The sequence below is a fragment of the Paenibacillus sp. NPDC101420 genome (genome assembly GCF_050277435.1).
GTDB lineage: Bacteria > Bacillota > Bacilli > Paenibacillales > Paenibacillaceae > Paenibacillus_AQ.
Genome location: NZ_JBNNSE010000005.1, coordinates 283,411 through 304,614, shown reverse-complemented (window position 1 = coordinate 304,614; position 21,204 = coordinate 283,411). Strand labels below are relative to the sequence as shown.

Sequence of the window (21,204 nt, the reverse complement as noted above, 5' to 3'; positions counted from 1 at the left end):
GTATCCTGAGTTCGCCAATCCACTTGTTTAGAGACGTAACTTGCCTTTATATCCTCGGCACCGTCCCGGCTTCTGCCGCATATGCTGTAGCAGGGCGTTTGAGCAAAGGAGACATGAAGGTGCAGAGTAAAATAACAAAAGTCCTGCAGCACATGGCCCATACGCACGAACAGATGGCGCGGATACTAGATGCCGAGCGCCACGTGGCTGTCCGTATGTCGCAAATTGTCCACGATCTGCCAGATGCAGATCCCGGTTTTGACGGTATCAGCGGGATGATCGAAAGCTCAACTCAAGTAAACAAGAATATTATTGCTTACTTGAATGCACTTGCAGATCTGGAAGAAGCGATGGCTGAAGGGGTAGGCAGAGTAATTAAGGAATTGAACGGCCAAGAAGAAGAGTAACGCTATAGGAGCAGGAGGCGGATGATGAGCAGAGAAAAGGCTTATCTGCAAATGCTGGAGTCGACCGCCACTATCCAGTGGAACATTGCAATGATTCTGGAAGCTAAGGCGGTTGAAGCTGAAAAGGTAAAACAGTGGGCACAACATCATATCCACGCTAGAGCTTTCGAATCTCATGAAGAGCAGCTGAAGGAATCCCTCTCCATTCACGAAGTTATCGTGGAAATGGTCGAAGGGCTGACTAAACTGGAGAATGGACTCTACAGCAATTTAAAAGCAGTGCTGGGCAGTGGTGAAGATGATGGTGGCGGGGAAGGTTTTGGAGACATGTCAGGTGATGGGTTCAGTTTTGGAGAAGACAGCAAATGAGCGGGGGCCGTCTCTCTGAACATGCCGTCAAGCTGGAGATGATCCGCTCCATTTCGCGCAGTCAGGCTGCTTTGGCGGCCATCTTGGAGAGCATCGCCGAATTGACGGGGCAATCTGAGCTGACGGCCCGCAAATTGAGCGACAATATTAGAATCTTAAGTGGGTATCAGAGCGCGATGTGCCGGATGATGTCCGGGATTTCACTACATCAACCGAAACGGGGAATTCCTGCTGCGCCATGGCTGAGCAAGGCATACGCCGTAGGAACCTCCAGAGATCATGGAGCACAGGAGGAATAGAAGCATGAAGAAAAAGAGCCTTAGAACATTACGTTCAGGCAGAACCCGCAGACGCACACTGTTGCTCTCGCGGAAAACGAAAGTGCGTAGAGGTCTAGCCCGCAAACCCCGCAGAGGACTTTCTCGGAAAGTCGTTCGTTATGGAAAGACGAAGAAGGGGCTTTTGGTACGAAAGAAAAGAAGACTCCGCCGCAAGCTTGTTCGAAAGGTGAGGGTTATACAAGCACCAGTTCATGTAGTGCCGGTTATCGAGGCTCCACCTGCCCCGCAGGTCATTCCGCTCCCCCCGGACCTTGGCGTTTCGCCGGAAACGCCACCGGCAGACGCCTTTCAGCAGGGGTACACAGAAGCATACAACGTGGGGTTCGACGCCGGTTTCGCCAAGGGTTTCGAGGACGGGCATAAGCTGGAGTTTAATTGAGCAGCGGCAGGTAAGTTAAGAGGAAGGGACCCGGAGATCTAATCTATGACGTGTTATTCTGATCTTTCGTGTCCCTCAGCTTAGAGGGATTGCATCCTCTCTGGAATCATCCTACTATCGGAATTTGTCTCCGAATATGATAGACTTCTAAAACGAGAATCTATTCAGAGGTTTTCAGATGTCGATAAGAAAGAGGGGATAGCAGGATGCAAGTAGGAAATGGAATCAGAAAAGCTAGACAGGATGAGATCGAAGAGATCATGGAATTGATCTCAAAATGTGTACAAGTTATGCAGGCCGCTGGAAGCGACCAGTGGGATGAGAGCTATCCGAATAAAGAGATTATCGAACTGGATATCGCACAGGGTACCTTATATGTATGTGAAGAAGATCAAGCTATCGCGGGTATTCTTGTACTGGATGAGAATGCTTCTGAGGAATATAAGAAGATCGAGTGGAAGCAAAATCAAGGGCCACATCTGATTATGCATCGTTTAGCAGTTCATCCACATATTCAGGGAAAAGGGATTGCGACTAGGCTAATTGCTTTCGCGGAGGATTACGCAGCGCGTAATGGTTACACAAGTATTCGGCTGGATACTTATGCGAAGAATACTAGAGCATTGGAAATCTATCCTCGCCTTGGTTATGACCATAGAGGTGAAGTGGGTTTTCCGAACCGCACGGCGAACTTTCCAGTATTCGAGAAGGTGCTGAAACCGGAACATAGTTAGGAAGCTTTAACATAAAAAAAGGTTCAGAGGGTTAACCTCTGGACCTTTTTTCTTAATTCCCTTAACGGCATGTCTGATATCGAGTATCGGTTTTTTTTTGATCCCGGTTAAGGATAAGAAGCCTTCTACCGGATACGCCGATCAGGTAACGAACGTTAACGATATCTTCATCGCTCATATCATCAATGGACAGAACTGCTGTAAGGCGTATTCTTGTTGATGTGCGACCCGTAACGGTGAGTCTTCTTGGGATAAAAGCAATGGTTCCTGTATCTCCCGATATTACATAAAGCCTGTTGTTTCTAGAAACGGTTTTTAAATTACAGAACATGGTGTTGCTCATTGTAATGCCCCAGTACTTTCGAAAATACGAAATAACCTTAGCTCTGGTACTGAATCTAACCGGCAGACGATAATAATCGGCGCCATCAACGCGGATCACTCTACGAGAATCGGCAGAATCGTAGACCTCGAACCATACTTTTTCAGCAGCGGCGATGAATGCTTGCAACTCATTTGGGGTTTGAGAAATTGTTGGCATTTGATCTCCTCCTCACTATTACTTTATTAAAAGCGAAGCTATCGGTTCGGGTGATAGGACGAGTATAAAAGCGGAACTTAAGAAACATTGATAAGTAGTGTGGAAAATCATAATTTAAGTTAGGTTTTTTTACATATGAATAGAGAAAATCATTGTTTTTAATTGTGAATAGATCTAATCAAGAAATTTGTGTTAGTTTAAATAACTTTTGTTGACATTAAACCTGTCTTTGTCTTATGATTGATTTATTCAAATTTGGAATAGAATAGCTTCTCTTTTCGTATATCCTTAATAATTGGTTTAAGGGTCTCTACCGGAAACCGTAAATTTCTGGCTACGAAAATATGCTACGGCATATTTTTGTGGTCTTTTTGTGTTACACCGTGAAACGGCAAACGAATGAACAATGAGGGGGATAAGGACAATGGGGAACATTCTGATCAAAGATGCTGAGATCATTACAATGAACAAACAGGAGGAAATTATTGTCGGGGATGTTCGAATTAAGGATGATATCATCGTAGAAATCGGCATTGGTCTGATCCCGCAGGGAGACGAAAAGGTCATCGATGCCACGAACCGTACGTTAATTCCCGGTTTTGTTCAGACGCATATTCATTTATGCCAGACGTTATTCCGTGGGAAGGGAGATGATCTGGAGCTTATGGACTGGCTGCGTAAACGGATTTGGCCGTTAGAGGCAGCGCATGATGAGGAATCCCTTTATTATTCGGCGATGCTCGGTATTGGAGAACTGATTTCCAGCGGAACTACTACGATTGTTGATATGGAGACTGTTCACCATACGGACTATGCTTTTCAGGCCATTGCAAAAAGTGGAATACGTGCTTTGTCCGGTAAGGTGATGATGGATCAAAAAGGAGGAGATGTGCCTGAAGCACTGCAGGAGGATACCGCTTCTTCTTTACAGGAAAGTGTGGATTTGCTTGAAAAATGGAATGGCTATGGCAATGGAAGGATTCAATATGCGTTCTCTCCGCGTTTTGTAATATCCTGCACCGAACCCTTGTTAACCGAGGTACGAGATCTCTCCGCAAGGTATGATGTGAAGGTGCACACCCATGCTTCTGAGAATTTAGGGGAGATTGAGATTGTACAGGCGATGACCGGGATGCGTAACATCGTCTATCTGGACCATCTAGGATTAGCTAATGAGCGCTTAATACTGGCGCATTGTGTATGGCTGGATGTTGAGGAGCGGCGCATATTGCGGGATCGTGGAGTTCATGTAAGTCATTGCCCTGGCTCAAATCTGAAACTAGCGTCTGGAATTGCTGATACACCGGGGATGCTCCATGATCATGTGTCACTAAGTCTGGGTGCTGACGGTGCACCGTGTAATAACAATCTGGATATGTTTAATGAAATGCGGCTCGCAGCAATTATTCAGAAGCCTCAACATGGACCTACGACGATGGATGCCCGCAGTGTATTTCGTATGGCAACTATAGGTGGGGCAAAAGCGGTAGGGATGGAAGATAAGATCGGCAGTATCGAGGTGGGTAAAAAAGCAGACCTAGTGCTCCTGAATCTCTTCAATTTCCATACCTTCCCCTCCTACGACGTTGATCCCATCTCTAGAATTGTATATTCTGCTACCCGGGCAGATGTGGAAACTACGATTATCGACGGGGAGATCGTGATGGAAAGAGGTCTGCTGAAGACTGTAGATAAGGAAGTTGTGTTAAATGAAGCGAACCGTTCTATTAAAAGATTGCTTAAGTATACTTCAATCGTCTGAAGATTGATCAACTCATAGTTAACAGGGATGTTCCAATGCCGAAAGGGCAGCGGGGCATCTCTTTTTTTGAGTGGAAGATAATTCTACCATTTTGATAAAAAAAGTAAGTATTGTTATACTAGAACAACCTGATATTTTACAAATTACTAGAATAGATTTGATATTTCGAACAAATGAACATGTAAGAGGGGATTAAAAGTGAAAAAGCAAGGGCCGGATCGCGCCCATTTTTTTATCGTTGTTATATTGTTATGGTTAAAGCTGTTGTTTCTGAGAGTGTTGTTCTTTGATAGAATTGCTTGGGAATGGATTGCAGCGGATGTAGCGCCAGTCCTTTTTATTATGGGGATTTTAACGGTGATTACGCCATCTAGGGTGAGAACAACCGTCTATTGGATATTTAACGGCTTTTTATCGCTGTTGCTGTTCGCAGCCACTGTATATTTTAATCACTTTGGTTCTGTTCCAACCTACCTGGCCTTATCTGAAATCAATCAGGTATTTCAAGTGAAGGCAAGTGTAGAATCTACCATAAAGAGTATTGATTACTTATTCTTCGTGGATTTTGTCATCTTCGCTATCTATGGTTTGATTCGCAGATGGAAACAAGGAAAGACCTACCCGCGTGAACGCTTTAGTTCCCGGAAGACAGGATTCGTGCATGTGGTGGTGATTCTGGTATCCATTATTGGAGGCTTTTCTTTATCGGCATATTCTGTCCACTCTGCACGGGGGATTACAAATGAGCTTGTACAGGCGGAAACTGCCGGATTTCTAAATTATGAAGTCGTTGCTGCGATTAAGATTAATGAAGATAACAATCTCATTGGAACGGGTGATATTAAGGATACGATTGCGAAGGTTGACGCCCTGCAATCTTCCTATCCTTATAGTGACAAGCCAGCGGGTACGACTCCTGATTATTTTGGCTCACAAAAGGGTAAAAATGTAATTGTGCTACAATTAGAAGCTTTTCAGAATTTCCCACTACATCAATCCTTGGATGGTCAAGAATTGACGCCAGTCATGAATAAGTTAGCGGATGAGGGCTTTTATTTTCCTCATGTTTACCAGCAGATTGGTCCAGGGAATACATCTGACGCTGAATTCATGAGCAATACGTCTATTTATCCGATTGGTACTTTAGCCATGTCTACCGGATTCGGGGACAGAGAATTGCCAAGCTTACCACGACTGCTAAGGGATAAAGGGTATGAGGCATACACCTTTCATGTGAATAAAGTAGGGTTTTGGAATCGGAATGAGCTATATCCGGCGCTTGGGTTTAATGGTTATTATGACAAAGATTATTTTACGAATGATCATTTTAATGCGTTTGGTGCTTCCGATGAACAGCTGTATATTACGGGTGTCGAGAAATTGACAGAGCTGAAGAAGAAGGGAACTCCCTTCTACGCACAGATGGTGACAGCATCCAGTCATCATCCTTTCAAAATCCCAGATTCCTTTAAGAAAATCACTGTGCCTGATAATTTGAAGGATACGATGCTTGGTGATTATTTGACTGCTATAAACTATACTGATTATGCCATAGGTACTTTAATAGAAGGTTTGAAAGAAAATGGATTGTGGGATAACACTGTTCTGGTCATGTATGGCGACCACTTTGGCCTGCAGCCTCAGGATGTTCCGCCAGAGCAAGTGGAAAGTGCACTTGGTGTTCCATATGATTCCCGGATCAGCCGCTTTAATATTCCACTCATTGTGCGTGTGCCGGGAATGGAGCAAGGGAAGGTAGTAGAGCGTACGGGGGGACAACTAGATATCCTTCCTACGATAGCTAATTTAATGGGTGTTTCACTACAACAAGAAGGTTATACAGCCTTTGGTCATGACCTGCTCAACATTGATCGTAATGTGTTAGGGATGAGGTATTATTTGCCTTCCGGCTCCTTCTTTAATGATGACATTCTCTATGTCCCTGGAAAAGGATTTGTAGATGGTGAAGCTGTGTCGCTGGATACGCTCAAGCCGGTAACGGACTTCTCGAAATATCAGAGCGATTATGAGTATGTATTGAAGCTAATGAATTTGTCCGACGAATATGTGAAGCTGTTACCACAGAGATAGGGGGAATCATGAAAAAGTTCTGGAAACCGGAGTATCTCGTAAGCCTTGCCGGCTGCGGTCTCATTATTTATCTGCTATTCGTAGGACCTTTTATTGGGGTTGCTGATAATGGAGATTTCCTGCGTATGATGAATACCATCGGTCTGAACTACTATGATACTGCAGCATCGTATACCGACCAGTTTTTTAATTTTAGCCATTCTCGTTTTGCGTATGAGAATTTGTTTAGGGGCTTCTATCCTTCTTCACAGATTTTGATTGTGCTTGTACCGAGGTTGATCGGCGGGCTCATCCATGGCAGCTTTTTTGATGTTAGATTGCTCGGTGCAGTTTACGGTCTTCTTTTACTGGTGGCGACCTGGCTGCTGGTGAAGTACAATGCTCGCGGCTCTTATGTTACGGGGCTGCTGCTAGGTGCAGCTATTTTGTTTGTATTCTATGATATTGGGTATTTGGCATACTTTAACTCCTTGTTTGGAGAACCGGTATCGATGGTGTTTATGCTGTTGACCTTTGCACTGGGGTTAAGACTCACTAGCCAAGAAAAGCCTACGACTAAGGGGTTAACCTTATTTTTTATTGCGATACTGTTTCTGGTCACCTCCAAAATTCAGAATGCGCCGATTGGGATTGCCTTTGCATTGATCTTCCTGCGGTTTATGACGCTTGATGGTGAGCGAAAATGGAGAAAGCTGGCCTTACGCTTTTCGATTGCGATATTTCTGGTATCCATCGTTATGTACGTGACGGCGCCAAAAGAGCTGAAGCATATTAACCTGTATCAGACTGTGTTTTTTGGGATATTAAACGAATCACCAGATGTGAAGGGAGATTTGCAGGATCTCGGATTGCCGGAGCGGTTGGAGGTACTTGCGGGCACGAATTATTTTCAGACCGATACAGTGATCAAACAGGATGATCCTTCGCTGGTACCGGATTTCTACGACCGGGTATCCCATAAGGATGTATTGTTCTTCTACTTAAAACATCCAGGACGGTTAATAGATAATATGGAATATGCTGCTAGTAACAGTATGGCGATTCGTCCTTATTATCTAGGGAACTATGAGAAGAGTGAAAATAAGCCAGCAGGTGCATTATCGTACACTTACAGCGGGTGGAGCGAATTCAAGAACAAGCATATTCCCCATACGCTCGGATTTCTCACTATATTCTATCTGGTGTATTTTGCCGGGGCGGTGTTCCAATATTTCCGTAGTCGGGATGTTCGGGGAAGAGTTGCTGGTGAACTGCTGATGTTATTAGGACTGATAGGGATTTTCTCCTTCCTGGTTCCGATTCTTGGGGACGGAAGGGCTGACATCGGTAAGCATTTATTCTTGTTTAATGTGTGCTTCGATATGATGGTTGTAGTCATGTTCGGATGGGTTGTACACAAGGTAGTGGGAATTGTAAGACGTTAATTTATGGAACAAATCAAACAGCAAGTTTCCGATTATGGAGACTTGCTGTTTTTATTAAAATATAAGAATTTATATGTTCCATGTTGTAAATTATCCTTATACTTCTCGCTTAAATGCTTACCGTCCTTATAGGGACGTCGAAGGTGTTTATGCTTGTTCATCCTCTAATAGCTCACGCAGCATACCCTGGCGGTCATTCATAAATGCTTTGGTCACGGTGTAGTGCTCTGTTTCCTCCAAGGCGACAGACCTTATGCCCTCACCTTCTAGAAGAAAAATCTCAGCTCCCGGATAGGACATTAGAATGGGAGAATGGGTCGCGATAATAAACTGTGAATCCTGTTGCACTAGCTCATGCATACGCACCAGCAGAGACATTTGCCGTAGAGGAGATAGAGCGGCTTCAGGTTCATCGAGAATATAAAGACCACGTCCTCCGAAACGATGAACGAACGCTGCGAAAAAAGACTCTCCGTGAGACTGCTCGTGCAGAGACTTGCCTCCATAGGAGTTCTTGATTGGTGGACCAAAACTAGGCTGTTCATCTAATTCATCAATGTAGGAAGCCACATTATAATAGCTCTCCGCGCGTAGAAAAAAGCCGTCCTTCGGACGTCTAACCCCTCTAGCAATTCTAAAATACTCATAGAGACTCGAATGTGAGGAACGAGTGTTAAAAGAGAAGTTAAGTGTTCCACCTTCAGGGTTAAAGCCCCACGCAGCAGCAATTCCCTCTAGCAATGTAGATTTCCCTGTGCCATTCTCCCCGACAAGAAAGGTTACTGGCTTTTGAAAAATAAGCCGATCCAGTGTTCTTACGGCTGGCAGATGAAATGGATAGGTTTGGAATGATGGAACCTGATCACGAAGCAGTTCTGCATGGCGCAAGTACAACGTGGTGTTATTCATAGTGTCCCCCTTGTGAATGCCATAAATAATCATTTCCGCTCAGATATGACGAGATGTAAGTCTCAAGCTAGACCTTTATAGTGTGTGTTCTAAAAGTACGGTTTTCAGCACCGAGAAGATTGAAAGAAGGTAGAAACTGAGGAGCGGAGCGTAGTGAAAGCTACGTGAGCACCGGAAGTTTCGCCTGAATTCAATATTCGATGTCGAGTAAGCTTCTTGGGCTACTTCGTGATCAAAAGCGGACTTTTTGAACAACCTCTTATAGTATACCAGCATCCTGTAAGTGTATGAAATCTTCTAAGGTTCGGGCAAGCCGGGCAAAAGACAGGGGACATCTGCCAATTTAGTTCTAGTAAAGACAGATGTCCATGAGGCGAGTGCTGACTCCGCATATAGTTATACTGTCTTGAGAATACGACGGGGCAGGGTGAAGGCCGTGAAAGCGAGAAAGAGAAAAAAACACAAGCATCCGCGAGAATATCGCGACGGTTATCACGAAGGATATCGTCTTGGCATGTGTGAGGCTGTGCAGCGTCTGAATACTCCAGGGGTCGAAGCTTGCCGACCATTTAAGTTAATGTATGTTCCTCAAGGATTTCAGGCGATCGACACTGGCGTAACGGAGGCGCTGCAGCAGCTTGTAAGTGAGCTTGTAATAAGTACTCCTGAAACGATGCTGGAAACCGCGGCACGGGAAATGCCTGGGGCAGTGCTAGTGATGAATGGGCTTCATGTATTCCCGGAAAATCATTTAGAACAGATTTCGGAGATAAGAAAGCTAGGCATCCCAACCGCCATTTGGTTTGTGGATGATCCTTATTTTACAGAGGACACTTCAGTCATTTGCAAGCATTATGATCACGTATTTACACATGAGCTGGGTTGCGTAGAGTTTTATCAATCCCTTGGGGTGTCATCGGTTCATTATTTGCCACTGTGTGTCAATCCAAAGATGTTCTACCCACGGCGTACCGGCCCGCAATATCAGTATGACATTGTATTTATTGGTAATGCATTTCGTAATCGGACAGAGCTGTTTGACGAACTGGCACCTTATCTTAAGGGAAAAAAAGTGCTTATCGCTGGGGGGTTCTGGGAACGCCTCGCAACCTATGATCAACTTACACCTTTTATCAGTAATGGCTTTATCCCGCCTGAGGAGACAGCCAACTACTACAGTGGCGCAAAAATAGTCATTAATATTCACCGCCCGTGGGAAGAGGGTCAGGATAACCGGAATAGCTACCGCCTTCCTTCACGCTCCATTAATCCGCGCACCTATGAGATCAGCGCCTGCGGTACTATGCAGCTTACGGATGTTCGTGAGGATTTGGGAAATTATTATCGGCCTGGTTATGATCTGGATACTTTTGGCTCGGCTAAGGAACTGCAGCAGAAGATTGAGTACTATTTGAAGCATGAAAAAGAGCGGCGAATCTATGCTTTACGGGGATTACGGACTACCATGCGAAACCATACATTCACTGCGCGTTTGCCTCATTTGCTGAATGTAATTGCTTCACGTGTATGAAATCTATAACGGGATAAAGGAGCGAGGATTATGAACAATAATGAATTTATTATGCCTACCCCCCCATTACCTCTTACACCTCCGGAGGAAGAAAAGCTGCGTGGTCGTCTGAGTGGTTTTAAGGGGGGGTATGATGAGGGCTATTTACGGGGGCGCCTTGCGATCCTGAATGGTCGATCTGAAGAAGTATTTCCTGTGCGGAATATTCATGTCATGTATGTCGCTTCTGGCAAAGGCTACCCTTATTCTCCTTTAGATGATGCGGTTCTTTGCGCACTACAAAAATTAACAGCTCAAGTCACAATTACGGATGTGCGTCAAAATCTAGTAGAGCTGGCTGCAGCGCAAAGACCGGATCTGGTATTGGTGCTAGACGGTATGGATTTACCTCTTGAGCAGATCGATGCTCTACGCACTAGTGGCATTCGGACAGCTATTTGGCTTACTGATGATCCTTATTACACTGACTTTACGGTCAAGATTGTGGCTCACTACGATTTTGTATTCACACTTGAACGTAATTGTATTGATTTCTATCGGGGACTTGGTTGCCCTGAGGTCCATTATCTTCCTTTTGCTGCTCACCTGGAGCATTACCGTCCTACTACAACACGTTCGTCAGTGAATCGGGAAGTTAGCTTTATTGGCTCCGCCTATTGGAACCGGGTGAACTTCTTCCGTGAGATTCTTCCTGATTTAATGAACTATAACACAGTGATTAACGGAATCTGGTGGGATCGTCTGCCTGAGGCCCCGCTCTACGGTGACCGTATTGAAATTGGCAAATGGATGTCCCCACAAGAGACGTCAGTAGCTTACAGCGGCTCCAAAATCGTCATTAACCTCCACCGCTCGCACATTGATGAAGTGGTTAATAACAATACGCTTTCGATTCCTGCCGTTTCTCCTAATCCGCGTACCTTTGAAATTGCAGCAACGGGCACGTTGCAATTAGTAGATGCTAGAGATGATATGGGATCTTTCTACAAACCGGATGAAGAAATTGTGACCTTTGCGAGTCCTCAGGAAATGATGGATAAGATCCGTTATTACTTAACCCATGAGGAGGAACGCCGGGCAATCGCGCTGCGCGCTTTTGAACGGACGCTCAAGGATCACACTTACGCAAAACGTATTCACCAGATGCTAACAGTAATCTACGGCTAGACTTTGGCCCAAACTGGATATGGAAATGTGCGCTTAGCAGGGGACAGGTGTCGTGCCGGCATCTGTTTTTCCTCGATATACTGTAGAACCGGACCTCAGCGTATGCCTGTAACCTGATGAAAAGAAGCTGATGGAGCGGCTTGGATAGCTGAGCGGAGGCGAAGGTGGGTTATGGGCTGAGAGGGCGAGGCTCAGGCTAAGCGAATGCTTCCGAAGCGAGTTTTACTACGGAGTAAGAAACTTGAGCAACGCTTCGTAAAACTAAGCGGATGCTTTCGAAGCGAGTTTTACTGCGAAGTAAGAAACTTGAGCAACGCTTAGTAAAACTTTAAGGGAGGTGAATGGCTGCTCCAGGCCCTCGTTAGGGAGCGCCGAAACGCCATGGCTGATAAAGCTACAATCGTCCTCTTTTCACATGTATCTAATACACGCAGTATTACCGGAGCGGAGAAGCTGTTGTTGTTTTTCGCTCAGGAGCTTTCTCCGTACTTTAATTGTATTCTCGTTGCACCACAGGACGGCAAGCTGACTGCTCAGGCTCGAAGCTTCGGAATAAGTGTACAGTTGCTCTCGATTCCTCTTTTATATGGAATGTACACTCCTTATGCAGGGCTCGAGGCAGATGCTCGTAAATTCCAGGAAAGCAGGGAGTATCACGAGTTAACAGACTGGCTGACCTCACTGCGCCCGGCGTTTATTATTACAAGTACCTGTGTGCATGCTTTGCCAGCAATGGCTGCCAAGTCACTGGGCATTCCGGTGGTATGGAAAATATCAGAGACGATAACAGACAATGAATATACACCCATTAGTGTAGAACTGATTCATCGGAATAGTGATGAGATTCTGGCTATTTCACAAACGGCAGCAGCTTGCTTTCCAGAGGAAGTAAGAGCGGAGAAAGTGATTCAGCTTCCCCCTTCTTGGAATGACAAAGAGATGATGATTGAGGCTTGGAGCAAGCTTCGGGGCGAACGACGGCGAGAGCTAAAGATTAAACCGCAGGAGCAGCTGGTCGGTTATATTTCTTCCTTTATTAATAAGGAAAAAGGATTGGAACATTTTGTGAAAATGGCTGTGCTAGTGTACGCGGTCCATCCTAGTGCGAAATTTGTTGTCATAGGTTCAGCTGGTGACAAAAGCTACTATGATCGCTGTGTCCGCAAGGTAAAGCTCGAGGGTCTGTATACCCGATTTAAATTTGTTGGTTATGCTGAATGCCTTCCATCTGCTTATTGCGCTATGGATGTGCTGGTTGTTCCCAGCCTGATCCGCGAAGGCTTTGGAATGACCGCTTTGGAAGGAATGGCTTTTGGAAAGCCTGTGGTCGCTTACGACTCCGGGGGCTTGCGGGAAATCCTGCACTCAGCAGGCTGCGGCGAAAATCTCGTGCCCGCGTCGGACATTTCCGCGCTGGCCGAAAGAGTCAACGTTATGCTGGCGCAGCCGGGACTGGCGATAACCATAGGCGCCCAAGCGCGGGAGCGAGTCGACGCCGTTTATGGTCCGGCGGCTTATCGGAGCCGCCTGCAGGGTCTTGCGGAGATGTGGAGCCTCCGCTATTGCAGCGCACCGCCGGTGCGCGAGGCTGACAGCGTGGTGGAACCACCCGCTGTCCTGCCTGAATTGCCCGCTGCGTCGCCGGCTTTGCCGCGAAGCAAGGGCCTGCCGAGCCGCGTCGCCCGCAAGCGACGCGGCAAAGCCCGGGCGCGCCGGCGAAGCGGACGCCCGTTGGTTTTGCGCCGCGCAGCTCGCAAGCGGCGTAAGGGTTCTGCCCGGCGGCGGAGCACCGCCGGGGGCAAGCGCCGCCGAGCCCGCCGGGGTGGGCGGCGGCGCGCTGCGTAAGTGCCTCGCTTGCCGCGAAGGTGGCAAGCTGAGCGAAAAGAAGGGTATAAATGCCCCAGATTGCCGCGAATTCGGCTAAAAGAGCGAAAAGAAGGGTATAAATGCCCCAAATTGTCGCGAATCCGGTTAAACGTGCAAAAAGAGGGGTATAAATGCCCCAGATTATCGCGAATCCGGCTAAAAGAGCGAAAAGAAGGGTATAAATGCCCCAGATTGCCGCGAATTCGGCTAAAAGAGCGAAAAGAGCGGTATAAATCCCGCAGATTGCCGCGATTCGAGCCGGAACCGCCAAATAAGCGGTATAAATCCCGCAAATTGTCGCGATTCGAGCCGGAACCACCAAATGAACGGTATAAATCCCGTAAATTGCCGCGATTCGAGCCGGACCCGCCAAATGAGCGGTATAAATCCCGCAGATTGTCGCGATTCGTGCCGGAACCGCCAAATGAGCGGTATAAATCCCGCAAATTGCTGCGATTCCAGCTGAAACCGCCAAATGTGCGGTATAAATCCCGCAAAGTGCCGCGATTCAAGCCGGACCCGCCAAATGAGCGGTATAAATCCCGCAGATTGTCTCAATCTGCTATTCTACCAATCCTGCTAAAAGCCCAACCCGCGCTTTTAGCAGTCTCAGTCCACCCGACTGAGTCAAGTCAGACCATCATCAAACAGGCAGGGGAGTGAACTCATGAAGATCATGACGATTTTAGGCACGAGGCCTGAAATCATCCGCCTCAGTGTTATCATTCCGCTTCTCGACGAACATGCTGAGCGGCATATCCTAGTGCATACCGGCCAGAACTTCACCGCCAGTCTCAGCGGCATTTTCTTTGCAGAGCTGGGACTGCGGGCGCCGGATTATGTGCTGCAGGATAAGCAAGCAGGACTCGGCGGCCAGCTTGCCGCCATGTTCGGAGGGCTAGAGAGCATTTTACAAAAAGAACAACCAGACCGTGTCTTACTTCTGGGGGATACGAATAGCGCGTTATGCGCGATTTTGGCCGAACGAATGGGTATTCCGGTGGTGCATATGGAGGCAGGCAACCGTTGCTATGACCTAAAAGTGCCCGAAGAGAAAAACCGCCGTGTCATAGATGCCGTTTCGACCATTAATATGCCATATACACAGCAGAGTAAAAGACATCTAATCAGCGAAGGCTTCCCAAGCAGACGTATTGTGTTAACAGGAAATCCGATTCATGAGGTCATGACTCATTATGAATCGAAAATCCAGGCTAGCAGCATTCTGGAGCAGCTGAATCTTATCTCAGGGCAGTATTTCCTTGTAACAGCACATCGTGCAGAGAATGTAGATGATCCAGAGTCCCTTGTACAAATTATGTCAGGTCTTAACGCAGTGGCTGAGCATTTTAGAATTCGTTTAATATGCAGCATTCATCCTCGCACTCGCTCCAAACTAACTGAGCAATTTTCTCTTCCAATGAACCCTCTCGTTGAATTTCATGAGCCCTTCGGATTTTTTGATTTTGTTTTTTTGGAACAGCACGCCTTGTGTGCCATCACCGATAGTGGGACCGTACAGGAGGAATGCTGCTTGATGAAAGTACCAACCGTTACGATTCGCAGAACAACGGAGCGTCCCGAAACGGTAGATTGCGGAAGTAACGTGGTGTCAGGTGTTGACCAGAAAAGTATTCTACGTAGCGTCAAGCTGATGGCGGCGCTCCGTCGGGATTGGGAGGCTCCGGAAGGTTACTTGACTCCGGATGTTTCGGTAAAGGTAGTTAAATTTTTGCTTGGAGGGAACCTGCATGTTCAATAATAAACGGATTGTGGTCACAGGCGGCACCGGTTCCTGGGGGCATGAGCTGATTAGGCAACTTCTGCCGCAAAATCCTAAGGAAATCATCGTATTCTCCCGCAGTGAGTCCGCTCAGGTGGCGATGAGCCGGGAGTTCGAGGATCAACGTCTCAGCTTTATCATTGGTGATATCCGCGACAAGGATGCGCTGATCGCCGCGTGCCGTGGCGTTGATTATATCTTCCATTTGGCGGCGCTCAAACATGTTCCGGTCTGTGAGGATCAGCCGTATGAAGCGCTCAAAACCAATGTTGTAGGCACTCAGAATGTAATCGAAGCAGCCATTGTGAATGGCGTTGAGAAAGCCATTTACATTTCTACGGATAAGGCTGCAAACCCGTCGAACTTCTATGGAATGACCAAAGCGATTGGGGAAAAATTGTTCGTCTATGCCAATCTAATTGGCTCAAACACCCGTTTTGTAACCGTACGTGGAGGTAATGTGCTCGGAACGAACGGCAGCGTAGTACATTTGTTCATGAAGCAGATCAAGGACAAGGGACAGGTACGTATTACCGATATGAAAATGACCCGCTTCTTTTTCACACTACGCGATGCGATTACGTTGTTGTTTAAAGCTTCTGAGGTTAGCTTAGGTGGAGAAATCTTTGTCATGACGATGCCTACTTGCCGGATTATCGACCTGGCTGAGGTGTTAATCGAGGCCTCTGGAGAGCCGAATGTAAGTATTATCGAGACCGGAATTCGTCCGGGGGAGAAAATACACGAGATTCTAATGAGCGATTTCGAAAGCTTAACAACCGTTGTCTACGATGAACAGTATCTAGTGATTCTCCCTACGCTGAACATGCCAGAGTTAAAGGCACATTATAGCGCTTATCCTCATGTCTCTTTTAATAGTTTCAGCTCCGAGACGAATCTAATGGATCAGGAAGAGATCAAAAGCATCTTGATTCGAGGAGGTTTCCTGCAATGAAGCTGCTTATCCTTGGTGGAAACGGTATGGCGGGGCATATGCTGGCGGATTATTTTCGCCGCCAGGGCAAGCATCACGTCTTCCATACAACCCGGGATAAGAGCGATCTTGGCGGGCTGTATGTAGATGCGAACGATATAGCCGGAGTAGAAAAGCTGGTCGATATCGTCTCCCCTCATTGCATCATTAATGCGATGGGGGTACTCAATCAATTCGCAGAACGTGACAAAATAGGGGCTTACCATGTGAATGGCTTTCTTCCTCACCACTTGTGGCGGATGGCGGAAGCTGTTCATGCAAGACTTATTCATATCAGTACCGACTGCGTGTTTGAAGGAACACGCGGGGGGTACACAGAAGAGGATGTTCCTGATGGAACCTCTGTCTATGCGATTTCGAAAAGTCTTGGCGAGGTGCGGCAACCTGGGCATCTTACGATCCGGACTTCGATTATTGGTCCGGAAATCCGCCCAGACGGCATTGGTTTGATGGATTGGTTTCTGGCACAGCGTGGTCAAGTGTCAGGATACCGCCGGGTAATGTGGAACGGAGTCACTACACTCCAATTAGCTAAGGCAATGGATACGCTGCTGGATTCCACGGTATCGGGGCTGATCCATTTAGCGCATCCGAAGCCGGTAAGTAAGTATGAGCTGCTTCAGCATATTCAGGCTGCTTTTCATAAAGAGGATGTGGAAATCATCCCTGAGGATGAACATGTTCAAGATCGAACATTAGTGAATACAAGAACGGATGTTAATTTGCCGTTGCCTTCGTACCCATTGATGCTGCAAGAACTGGCTGACTGGATGAAACAGTCAGAGATGTCCCCATGAAAGGTCAAAAACTACTGATTACCGGGGCTGCCGGATTCACCGGTCGACATGCCGTTCATTTGTTCTTGGCAGGAGGCGCTGAGGTTACTGCTGTGGTGCGTCCGCCATCCACAGCGGGTGCCCTGGCTTCCGCTTTATTTCCAGAAGGAGTGAAGGTTTATTACTGTGATTTAAGCAATCGGAAGGCCGTAGCTGAGATGATCAAGGAAACTACACCGGAGGCTGTCCTTCATTTGGCAGGAAACAACTCGGTGCCCGAGTCTTGGCGTAACCCTTTGCTCTTTATGGAGACGAATGTGATGGCAACGTTATATTTGTTAGAAGCTATGCGAAGTCTACCTACCAGTCGAATTCTTGTAGCAGGCTCGCGACTTAAATTCAAACCGGGTGTGGTGGCAGGACCCCCACACCCATATAGCCTCAGCAAAACAATAGAAGAGCTGGTGTCTCTGGCTTGGGGGACGCTGTTTAAACAGCCCGTTCTGCTGGCTGAGCCCTGCAACCTAATCGGTCCCGGTCCTTCTACTGGTTTCTGCTCTTTATTGGCACAGCATATTGTTCGTAGTGAAGTACATGCAGGCGAAGAAATCCCTCCCTTTAAACTATCATCTCGCTATGCATTACGTGATTTTTTGGATGTACGCGATGCTGTAAGAGCTTATGACTTTATATTGCGCGAAGGTACTAATGGAACCATTTATCAAATCGACTCAGGGACACAACGGCAACTTGGGGATATTGCGGAGCAACTGATAAGCCGCTCCAGTGCTTCAATTCCGATGGACTGGGGACCAGCACAAGCTGCTCTCTCTATTCCGGTTAACGGAGTGGCGGGGGATAAACTAATAACTTCAGATGCCTCTGCAACACCTGAAGACAATGTATCTTCACTGGGCTGGAAGCCGGGAATTGAGTTTAGTCAGTCCTTAACAGATATTTTGGACTATTGCCGCGTGAACTGGGAAGGACGGATGTTATGAGACCGAAAGTATCGGTAGTGATTCCTTTTTATAACTGTCCTTATATAGAGCATGCCTTGCAAAGTGTGCTTTCACAGTCTTGGGAGCCATACGAGATCATCGTCGTCGATGACGGCTCGACTGTTCATACAGATTTGATTAGACCGTATTTTCCGCGAATTCATTATTTGGGAAAAAGTAACGGAGGGACTGCCTCCGCACTGAATCACGGCATCTTGCATGCAAGCGGAGACTATGTGGCCTGGCTCAGCTCAGATGACTTATTCTACCGAGACAAAATCAATAATCAGGTGCTGTTCATGGAGCAGAACAACCTTTTCATCTCTTATACCAACTTCAATTTTATTAACGCTCAATCTCAACTAGTTCAGATGAACGCATCGTTATTGTTTCCTAGTCACCTCGATTATTTACGTTGTTTTTTACAGGGGAACCCTATTAATGGCTGCACGGTGATGTTCAAACGAGAGGTATTTGGAGCGATTGGGCTTTTTGATGAATCACTTCCCTATACACATGACTATGATTTATGGTACCGCGCAATTCTGAACGGGTATGCACCTGTGATGCTGAATCAGTCACTCACCGCTTACCGTAATCATGAAGGGATGGGGACGCTTAAGTATTACGATGTCATTATGGCAGAGGCAGCTGCAACCAACGCTCGCTACAAGGGTCCGCTCCAACACTTGATCTCTTCGATGGGGGGGTAAGAAGGTTATGTACCGGGAAATTAAAGTGAATGACTTTCTACCAATCTTATTGGAGCAGTTGAAATTCTGTGAAAGTATACTGGATATCGGCAGTGGCACCGGTACCCTGCTTGAACGGTATGAAGCCGCAGTTGTCCTGGGACTAGAAATTCACAGACCTTACCTACTGCATCGTGAATATAAATCACCTCACATTATTCCAGTGCATGGTGATGCTAGTCATATGGATAAATTATTTCTTCCTAAGACGTTCTCGGCAGTCACTTTTATCGATTCCATAGAACACTTTGAAAGGAAGGAAGGACAGAGATTACTCGGGATGGCCGAGAGAATCGCCTATAATCGTGTAGTCGTGTTTACACCTCGGGGTTTTTTTCCGCAGGAGGGAACGGACCATTATCACTTGCAAGGAGAACATTATCAAAAGCATCGGAGCGGATGGGAGCCCGAGGACTTTATGGAGCTGGGATATGCTGTAACTGTACTTAAAGGCTTTCATCATGCTCAAAATCCATCGTTTCGTGAGGCGTATGGTGAAGGCCATGCTCCGGTAGATGCCTTATTGGCTTGCAAAACAGTATAAAGAGCGAGCTTCAGGTGAAGGAGGTGAGCGCATGAGTGAAGAACCTAAAGTGTCGGTGATCATTCCTTTTTATAACTGTCCATATGTGGATCTCGCCATCCAAAGCGTCTTGGAACAAAGTTATTCGAACATAGAGATCATTGTAATCGATGATGGATCTACTCTTTGGATGGAGAAGCTTGAGCCCTTCAAGGATAAGATTATTTATATACGAAAAAGCAATGGAGGAACCGCCTCCGCGCTAAACAAAGGTATAGGAGTGGCTACCGGAACTTATTTTGCCTGGCTAAGTGCTGACGATTTATTTCATCCGAATAAAATCAATCGCCAGATGCAAATGCTCAAGAGCACAGATACTTTGTTTAATTATACAGCCTATTATTATGTAAACGAGCAGGGTGGGCGGATTTCAGAGACGATAAGTATGATTTTTGACAGCAGGGCACAGTTTATTGAGATCATGATGTTAGGCTGCCCGGTGAATGGAAGTACGGTTCTTCTCCATATGGATATCTTCCGCACAGTAGGGAAATTTAATGAGAAATTGTTGTATACACAAGATTATGATCTATGGCTGCGTATTTTGCCGTATTATACATGGTCTTATATAGAGGAACCGCTGCTTGATTACCGAGTTCATAACGAAATGGGCTCAGTGATTCACAAAGAGGAGCAGAAAAAGGAGATTGAGCAGGTACAAGCAAGACATCGCCGGGTTCTATCACGCTTGTTGCAAAAGGAGAGAGGGAAATGAAATTAATATTTCCTGTTCTAACTCTAACTAGGGGCGGGGCGCAGCGTATGCTCACGGAGCTGGCTAATCGTCTGACAGAAATGGGTCATGAAGTGACGATCCTCTTACCCAGTGATGGTGTCGTAGAATACGAGATGAAATGTAAACTGATCTATGCACAAGAAGGAGAACTGGCAGCAAGCGATTTTCCTGCAGGAGATGTGATTATCTCCAACTTCTATACCACAGTCGAAGTATCACAGCGGGCAAGTGAAGAGGGGAAAGGCATTCATGTTCGATTGGCGCTTTGTTATGAGCCTACCTTTTTACCTGACAATAGCCGTTCTTTTTCATCGTATAATATTGCACCTAACCTACTGGTTCTATCACACTGGCAACAAGGAATTGTCCAGATGAACCATGGGATTAAAGGGAGAATCATACCGATCGGGGTAGGTCCTGTTTTTAAAAATACGAAAATCCGTGATCGTAATAAAAGGCTGGTAATTTCCGCGATTATGCGCAAACCAGAGGGCGGATTCTCAGCTCACCGTGAGCAGGATTATTTACTTCAGCAATTAAACAAGGTTAAAGCCCACCATCCAGAGGTTGAAATATATTTAATTTCTCCTCCCGGAGAACAAGCGGAATCTGCAACGCTACAAGCCCTAGTGAACGACGAACGTTACCAAGTAAGAACTCCAGCGAATGATACAGAACTTTGTTTCCACTATAGTGAGAGCGACATTTTTGTAAGTTCGAGTACGTATGATACAGGTTCGTTACCAGGGATTGAGGCTATGCGTTGTGGTGCAGCGCTCGTTACGGTTTACGCCGGTGGGAATAAGGAATATTGTACACATGGTCATAACTGTTTAATGTCCTACCGGTTTGAGAATCGGCTTGCAGATGACATTATAACCTTAATCAGAGACCCGTCTTTACGCCGTCGATTGGCTCGTAAGGGTGAAGAGGTTTCACAGGATTTCACTTGGGAAAAAAGTACTCGAATATTTCAAAATATGTTATTTGAGATTGTATCAAGAAATCCATCTTAGTATGTCCCAAAATTATAAAAGAACCTTCAAATCCACAAAAAA

22 protein-coding genes and 1 riboswitch are annotated in these 21,204 nt (G+C 46.3%); of the genes, 20 read left to right on the top strand and 2 right to left on the bottom strand.

Annotated features, from left to right (window positions below):
* Positions 1 to 119: 119 nt before the first annotated feature.
* The 5 genes from ACQKMP_RS21845 to ACQKMP_RS21825 all read left to right on the top strand — a co-directional run bounded on the left by ACQKMP_RS21845 (position 120) and on the right by ACQKMP_RS21825 (position 2,230).
* Complete coding sequence (locus ACQKMP_RS21845; RefSeq protein WP_427471023.1) at positions 120 to 407, top strand: nucleoside-diphosphate sugar epimerase; 288 nt, start codon at positions 120 to 122, stop codon at positions 405 to 407.
* 24 nt (positions 408 to 431) lie between these two features.
* On the top strand, positions 432 to 776 hold the full coding sequence (locus ACQKMP_RS21840; RefSeq protein ID WP_042191502.1) for a hypothetical protein: 345 nt from the start codon (positions 432 to 434) through the stop codon (positions 774 to 776).
* Positions 773 to 1,075 carry a hypothetical protein gene (locus tag ACQKMP_RS21835; RefSeq protein ID WP_339243398.1) on the top strand — a complete coding sequence of 101 codons (303 nt, stop codon included), beginning with the start codon at positions 773 to 775 and terminating at the stop codon, positions 1,073 to 1,075. The genes ACQKMP_RS21840 and ACQKMP_RS21835 overlap by 4 nt, the downstream gene beginning before the upstream one ends.
* Before the next feature lie 4 nt (positions 1,076 to 1,079).
* Complete coding sequence (locus tag ACQKMP_RS21830) at positions 1,080 to 1,496, top strand: hypothetical protein (RefSeq protein WP_076285968.1); 417 nt, start codon at positions 1,080 to 1,082, stop codon at positions 1,494 to 1,496.
* 206 nt (positions 1,497 to 1,702) lie between these two features.
* On the top strand, positions 1,703 to 2,230 hold the full coding sequence (locus ACQKMP_RS21825) for a GNAT family N-acetyltransferase (RefSeq protein ID WP_042191497.1): 528 nt from the start codon (positions 1,703 to 1,705) through the stop codon (positions 2,228 to 2,230).
* A 61-nt stretch (positions 2,231 to 2,291) separates the two neighbouring features.
* Here ACQKMP_RS21825 and ACQKMP_RS21820 read toward each other — a convergent pair whose 3' ends face one another.
* Positions 2,292 to 2,771, bottom strand: coding sequence for a DL-endopeptidase inhibitor IseA family protein (locus ACQKMP_RS21820; RefSeq protein ID WP_427471020.1), 480 nt, complete (start codon positions 2,769 to 2,771; stop codon positions 2,292 to 2,294).
* A gap of 258 nt (positions 2,772 to 3,029) precedes the next feature.
* Positions 3,030 to 3,128: riboswitch (purine riboswitch) on the top strand.
* Between the two features lie 67 nt (positions 3,129 to 3,195).
* Here ACQKMP_RS21820 and ACQKMP_RS21815 point away from each other — a divergent pair.
* The 3 genes from ACQKMP_RS21815 to ACQKMP_RS21805 all read left to right on the top strand — a co-directional run bounded on the left by ACQKMP_RS21815 (position 3,196) and on the right by ACQKMP_RS21805 (position 8,048).
* Positions 3,196 to 4,533, top strand: coding sequence for a 5'-deoxyadenosine deaminase (locus ACQKMP_RS21815; protein ID WP_339243393.1), 1,338 nt, complete (start codon positions 3,196 to 3,198; stop codon positions 4,531 to 4,533).
* A gap of 198 nt (positions 4,534 to 4,731) precedes the next feature.
* Positions 4,732 to 6,624, top strand: a complete 1,893-nt coding sequence (locus ACQKMP_RS21810; RefSeq protein ID WP_427471018.1) for an LTA synthase family protein — start codon at positions 4,732 to 4,734, stop codon at positions 6,622 to 6,624.
* A gap of 8 nt (positions 6,625 to 6,632) precedes the next feature.
* Complete coding sequence (locus ACQKMP_RS21805) at positions 6,633 to 8,048, top strand: hypothetical protein (RefSeq protein ID WP_149644976.1); 1,416 nt, start codon at positions 6,633 to 6,635, stop codon at positions 8,046 to 8,048.
* A 147-nt stretch (positions 8,049 to 8,195) separates the two neighbouring features.
* Here ACQKMP_RS21805 and ACQKMP_RS21800 read toward each other — a convergent pair whose 3' ends face one another.
* Positions 8,196 to 8,957, bottom strand: coding sequence for an AAA family ATPase (locus ACQKMP_RS21800; RefSeq protein ID WP_149644975.1), 762 nt, complete (start codon positions 8,955 to 8,957; stop codon positions 8,196 to 8,198).
* Positions 8,958 to 9,471: 514 nt separating this feature from the next.
* Between ACQKMP_RS21800 and ACQKMP_RS21795 the strand changes: the two genes are divergently transcribed.
* The 12 genes from ACQKMP_RS21795 to ACQKMP_RS21740 all read left to right on the top strand — a co-directional run bounded on the left by ACQKMP_RS21795 (position 9,472) and on the right by ACQKMP_RS21740 (position 21,162).
* Positions 9,472 to 10,488 carry a CgeB family protein gene (locus tag ACQKMP_RS21795; protein WP_081383023.1) on the top strand — a complete coding sequence of 339 codons (1,017 nt, stop codon included), beginning with the start codon at positions 9,472 to 9,474 and terminating at the stop codon, positions 10,486 to 10,488.
* Between the two features lie 51 nt (positions 10,489 to 10,539).
* Positions 10,540 to 11,655, top strand: a complete 1,116-nt coding sequence (locus tag ACQKMP_RS21790; RefSeq protein ID WP_042194464.1) for a CgeB family protein — start codon at positions 10,540 to 10,542, stop codon at positions 11,653 to 11,655.
* Between the two features lie 381 nt (positions 11,656 to 12,036).
* Positions 12,037 to 13,500, top strand: coding sequence for a glycosyltransferase family 4 protein (locus ACQKMP_RS21785; protein ID WP_339243388.1), 1,464 nt, complete (start codon positions 12,037 to 12,039; stop codon positions 13,498 to 13,500).
* Between the two features lie 213 nt (positions 13,501 to 13,713).
* Complete coding sequence (locus ACQKMP_RS21780; protein WP_427471015.1) at positions 13,714 to 14,184, top strand: hypothetical protein; 471 nt, start codon at positions 13,714 to 13,716, stop codon at positions 14,182 to 14,184.
* A 4-nt stretch (positions 14,185 to 14,188) separates the two neighbouring features.
* Positions 14,189 to 15,283 carry a non-hydrolyzing UDP-N-acetylglucosamine 2-epimerase gene (wecB, locus tag ACQKMP_RS21775; protein WP_042191481.1) on the top strand — a complete coding sequence of 365 codons (1,095 nt, stop codon included), beginning with the start codon at positions 14,189 to 14,191 and terminating at the stop codon, positions 15,281 to 15,283.
* Entirely contained in the window at positions 15,273 to 16,259 is a 987-nt protein-coding gene (locus ACQKMP_RS21770; RefSeq protein ID WP_042191479.1) for a polysaccharide biosynthesis protein, read from the top strand. Before wecB ends, ACQKMP_RS21770 begins: the two co-directional genes overlap by 11 nt.
* A complete protein-coding gene (locus ACQKMP_RS21765; RefSeq protein ID WP_042191477.1) occupies positions 16,256 to 17,095 on the top strand; it encodes a dTDP-4-dehydrorhamnose reductase family protein in 840 nt (279 codons plus the stop codon). Before ACQKMP_RS21770 ends, ACQKMP_RS21765 begins: the two co-directional genes overlap by 4 nt.
* A complete protein-coding gene (locus ACQKMP_RS21760; RefSeq protein ID WP_042191474.1) occupies positions 17,092 to 18,075 on the top strand; it encodes an NAD-dependent epimerase/dehydratase family protein in 984 nt (327 codons plus the stop codon). The genes ACQKMP_RS21765 and ACQKMP_RS21760 overlap by 4 nt, the downstream gene beginning before the upstream one ends.
* Positions 18,072 to 18,788, top strand: coding sequence for a glycosyltransferase (locus tag ACQKMP_RS21755; RefSeq protein WP_042191472.1), 717 nt, complete (start codon positions 18,072 to 18,074; stop codon positions 18,786 to 18,788). The genes ACQKMP_RS21760 and ACQKMP_RS21755 overlap by 4 nt, the downstream gene beginning before the upstream one ends.
* 7 nt (positions 18,789 to 18,795) lie before the next feature.
* A complete protein-coding gene (locus ACQKMP_RS21750; RefSeq protein ID WP_042191470.1) occupies positions 18,796 to 19,371 on the top strand; it encodes a class I SAM-dependent methyltransferase in 576 nt (191 codons plus the stop codon).
* Positions 19,372 to 19,402: 31 nt separating this feature from the next.
* Positions 19,403 to 20,125, top strand: coding sequence for a glycosyltransferase (locus ACQKMP_RS21745; RefSeq protein WP_427471011.1), 723 nt, complete (start codon positions 19,403 to 19,405; stop codon positions 20,123 to 20,125).
* A complete protein-coding gene (locus ACQKMP_RS21740) occupies positions 20,122 to 21,162 on the top strand; it encodes a glycosyltransferase family 4 protein (protein WP_427471009.1) in 1,041 nt (346 codons plus the stop codon). Before ACQKMP_RS21745 ends, ACQKMP_RS21740 begins: the two co-directional genes overlap by 4 nt.
* Positions 21,163 to 21,204 lie beyond the last annotated feature (42 nt).

What these genes read in the sequence shown, in the direction of transcription:
- ACQKMP_RS21840 (WP_042191502.1), top strand. Translation starts at nt 432, where the DNA reads ATGAGCAGAGAAAAGGCTTATCTGCAAATGCTGGAGTCGACCGCCACT.
- ACQKMP_RS21835 (WP_339243398.1), top strand. Translation starts at nt 773, where the DNA reads ATGAGCGGGGGCCGTCTCTCTGAACATGCCGTCAAGCTGGAGATGATC.
- ACQKMP_RS21830 (WP_076285968.1), top strand. Translation starts at nt 1,080, where the DNA reads ATGAAGAAAAAGAGCCTTAGAACATTACGTTCAGGCAGAACCCGCAGA.
- ACQKMP_RS21825 (WP_042191497.1), top strand. Translation starts at nt 1,703, where the DNA reads ATGCAAGTAGGAAATGGAATCAGAAAAGCTAGACAGGATGAGATCGAA.
- ACQKMP_RS21820 (WP_427471020.1), bottom strand. Translation starts at nt 2,771, where the DNA reads ATGCCAACAATTTCTCAAACCCCAAATGAGTTGCAAGCATTCATCGCC.
- ACQKMP_RS21815 (WP_339243393.1), top strand. Translation starts at nt 3,196, where the DNA reads ATGGGGAACATTCTGATCAAAGATGCTGAGATCATTACAATGAACAAA.
- ACQKMP_RS21805 (WP_149644976.1), top strand. Translation starts at nt 6,633, where the DNA reads ATGAAAAAGTTCTGGAAACCGGAGTATCTCGTAAGCCTTGCCGGCTGC.
- ACQKMP_RS21800 (WP_149644975.1), bottom strand. Translation starts at nt 8,957, where the DNA reads ATGAATAACACCACGTTGTACTTGCGCCATGCAGAACTGCTTCGTGAT.
- ACQKMP_RS21795 (WP_081383023.1), top strand. Translation starts at nt 9,472, where the DNA reads ATGTGTGAGGCTGTGCAGCGTCTGAATACTCCAGGGGTCGAAGCTTGC.
- ACQKMP_RS21790 (WP_042194464.1), top strand. Translation starts at nt 10,540, where the DNA reads ATGCCTACCCCCCCATTACCTCTTACACCTCCGGAGGAAGAAAAGCTG.
- ACQKMP_RS21785 (WP_339243388.1), top strand. Translation starts at nt 12,037, where the DNA reads ATGGCTGATAAAGCTACAATCGTCCTCTTTTCACATGTATCTAATACA.
- wecB (WP_042191481.1), top strand. Translation starts at nt 14,189, where the DNA reads ATGAAGATCATGACGATTTTAGGCACGAGGCCTGAAATCATCCGCCTC.
- ACQKMP_RS21770 (WP_042191479.1), top strand. Translation starts at nt 15,273, where the DNA reads ATGTTCAATAATAAACGGATTGTGGTCACAGGCGGCACCGGTTCCTGG.
- ACQKMP_RS21765 (WP_042191477.1), top strand. Translation starts at nt 16,256, where the DNA reads ATGAAGCTGCTTATCCTTGGTGGAAACGGTATGGCGGGGCATATGCTG.
- ACQKMP_RS21760 (WP_042191474.1), top strand. Translation starts at nt 17,092, where the DNA reads ATGAAAGGTCAAAAACTACTGATTACCGGGGCTGCCGGATTCACCGGT.
- ACQKMP_RS21755 (WP_042191472.1), top strand. Translation starts at nt 18,072, where the DNA reads ATGAGACCGAAAGTATCGGTAGTGATTCCTTTTTATAACTGTCCTTAT.
- ACQKMP_RS21750 (WP_042191470.1), top strand. Translation starts at nt 18,796, where the DNA reads ATGTACCGGGAAATTAAAGTGAATGACTTTCTACCAATCTTATTGGAG.
- ACQKMP_RS21745 (WP_427471011.1), top strand. Translation starts at nt 19,403, where the DNA reads ATGAGTGAAGAACCTAAAGTGTCGGTGATCATTCCTTTTTATAACTGT.
- ACQKMP_RS21740 (WP_427471009.1), top strand. Translation starts at nt 20,122, where the DNA reads ATGAAATTAATATTTCCTGTTCTAACTCTAACTAGGGGCGGGGCGCAG.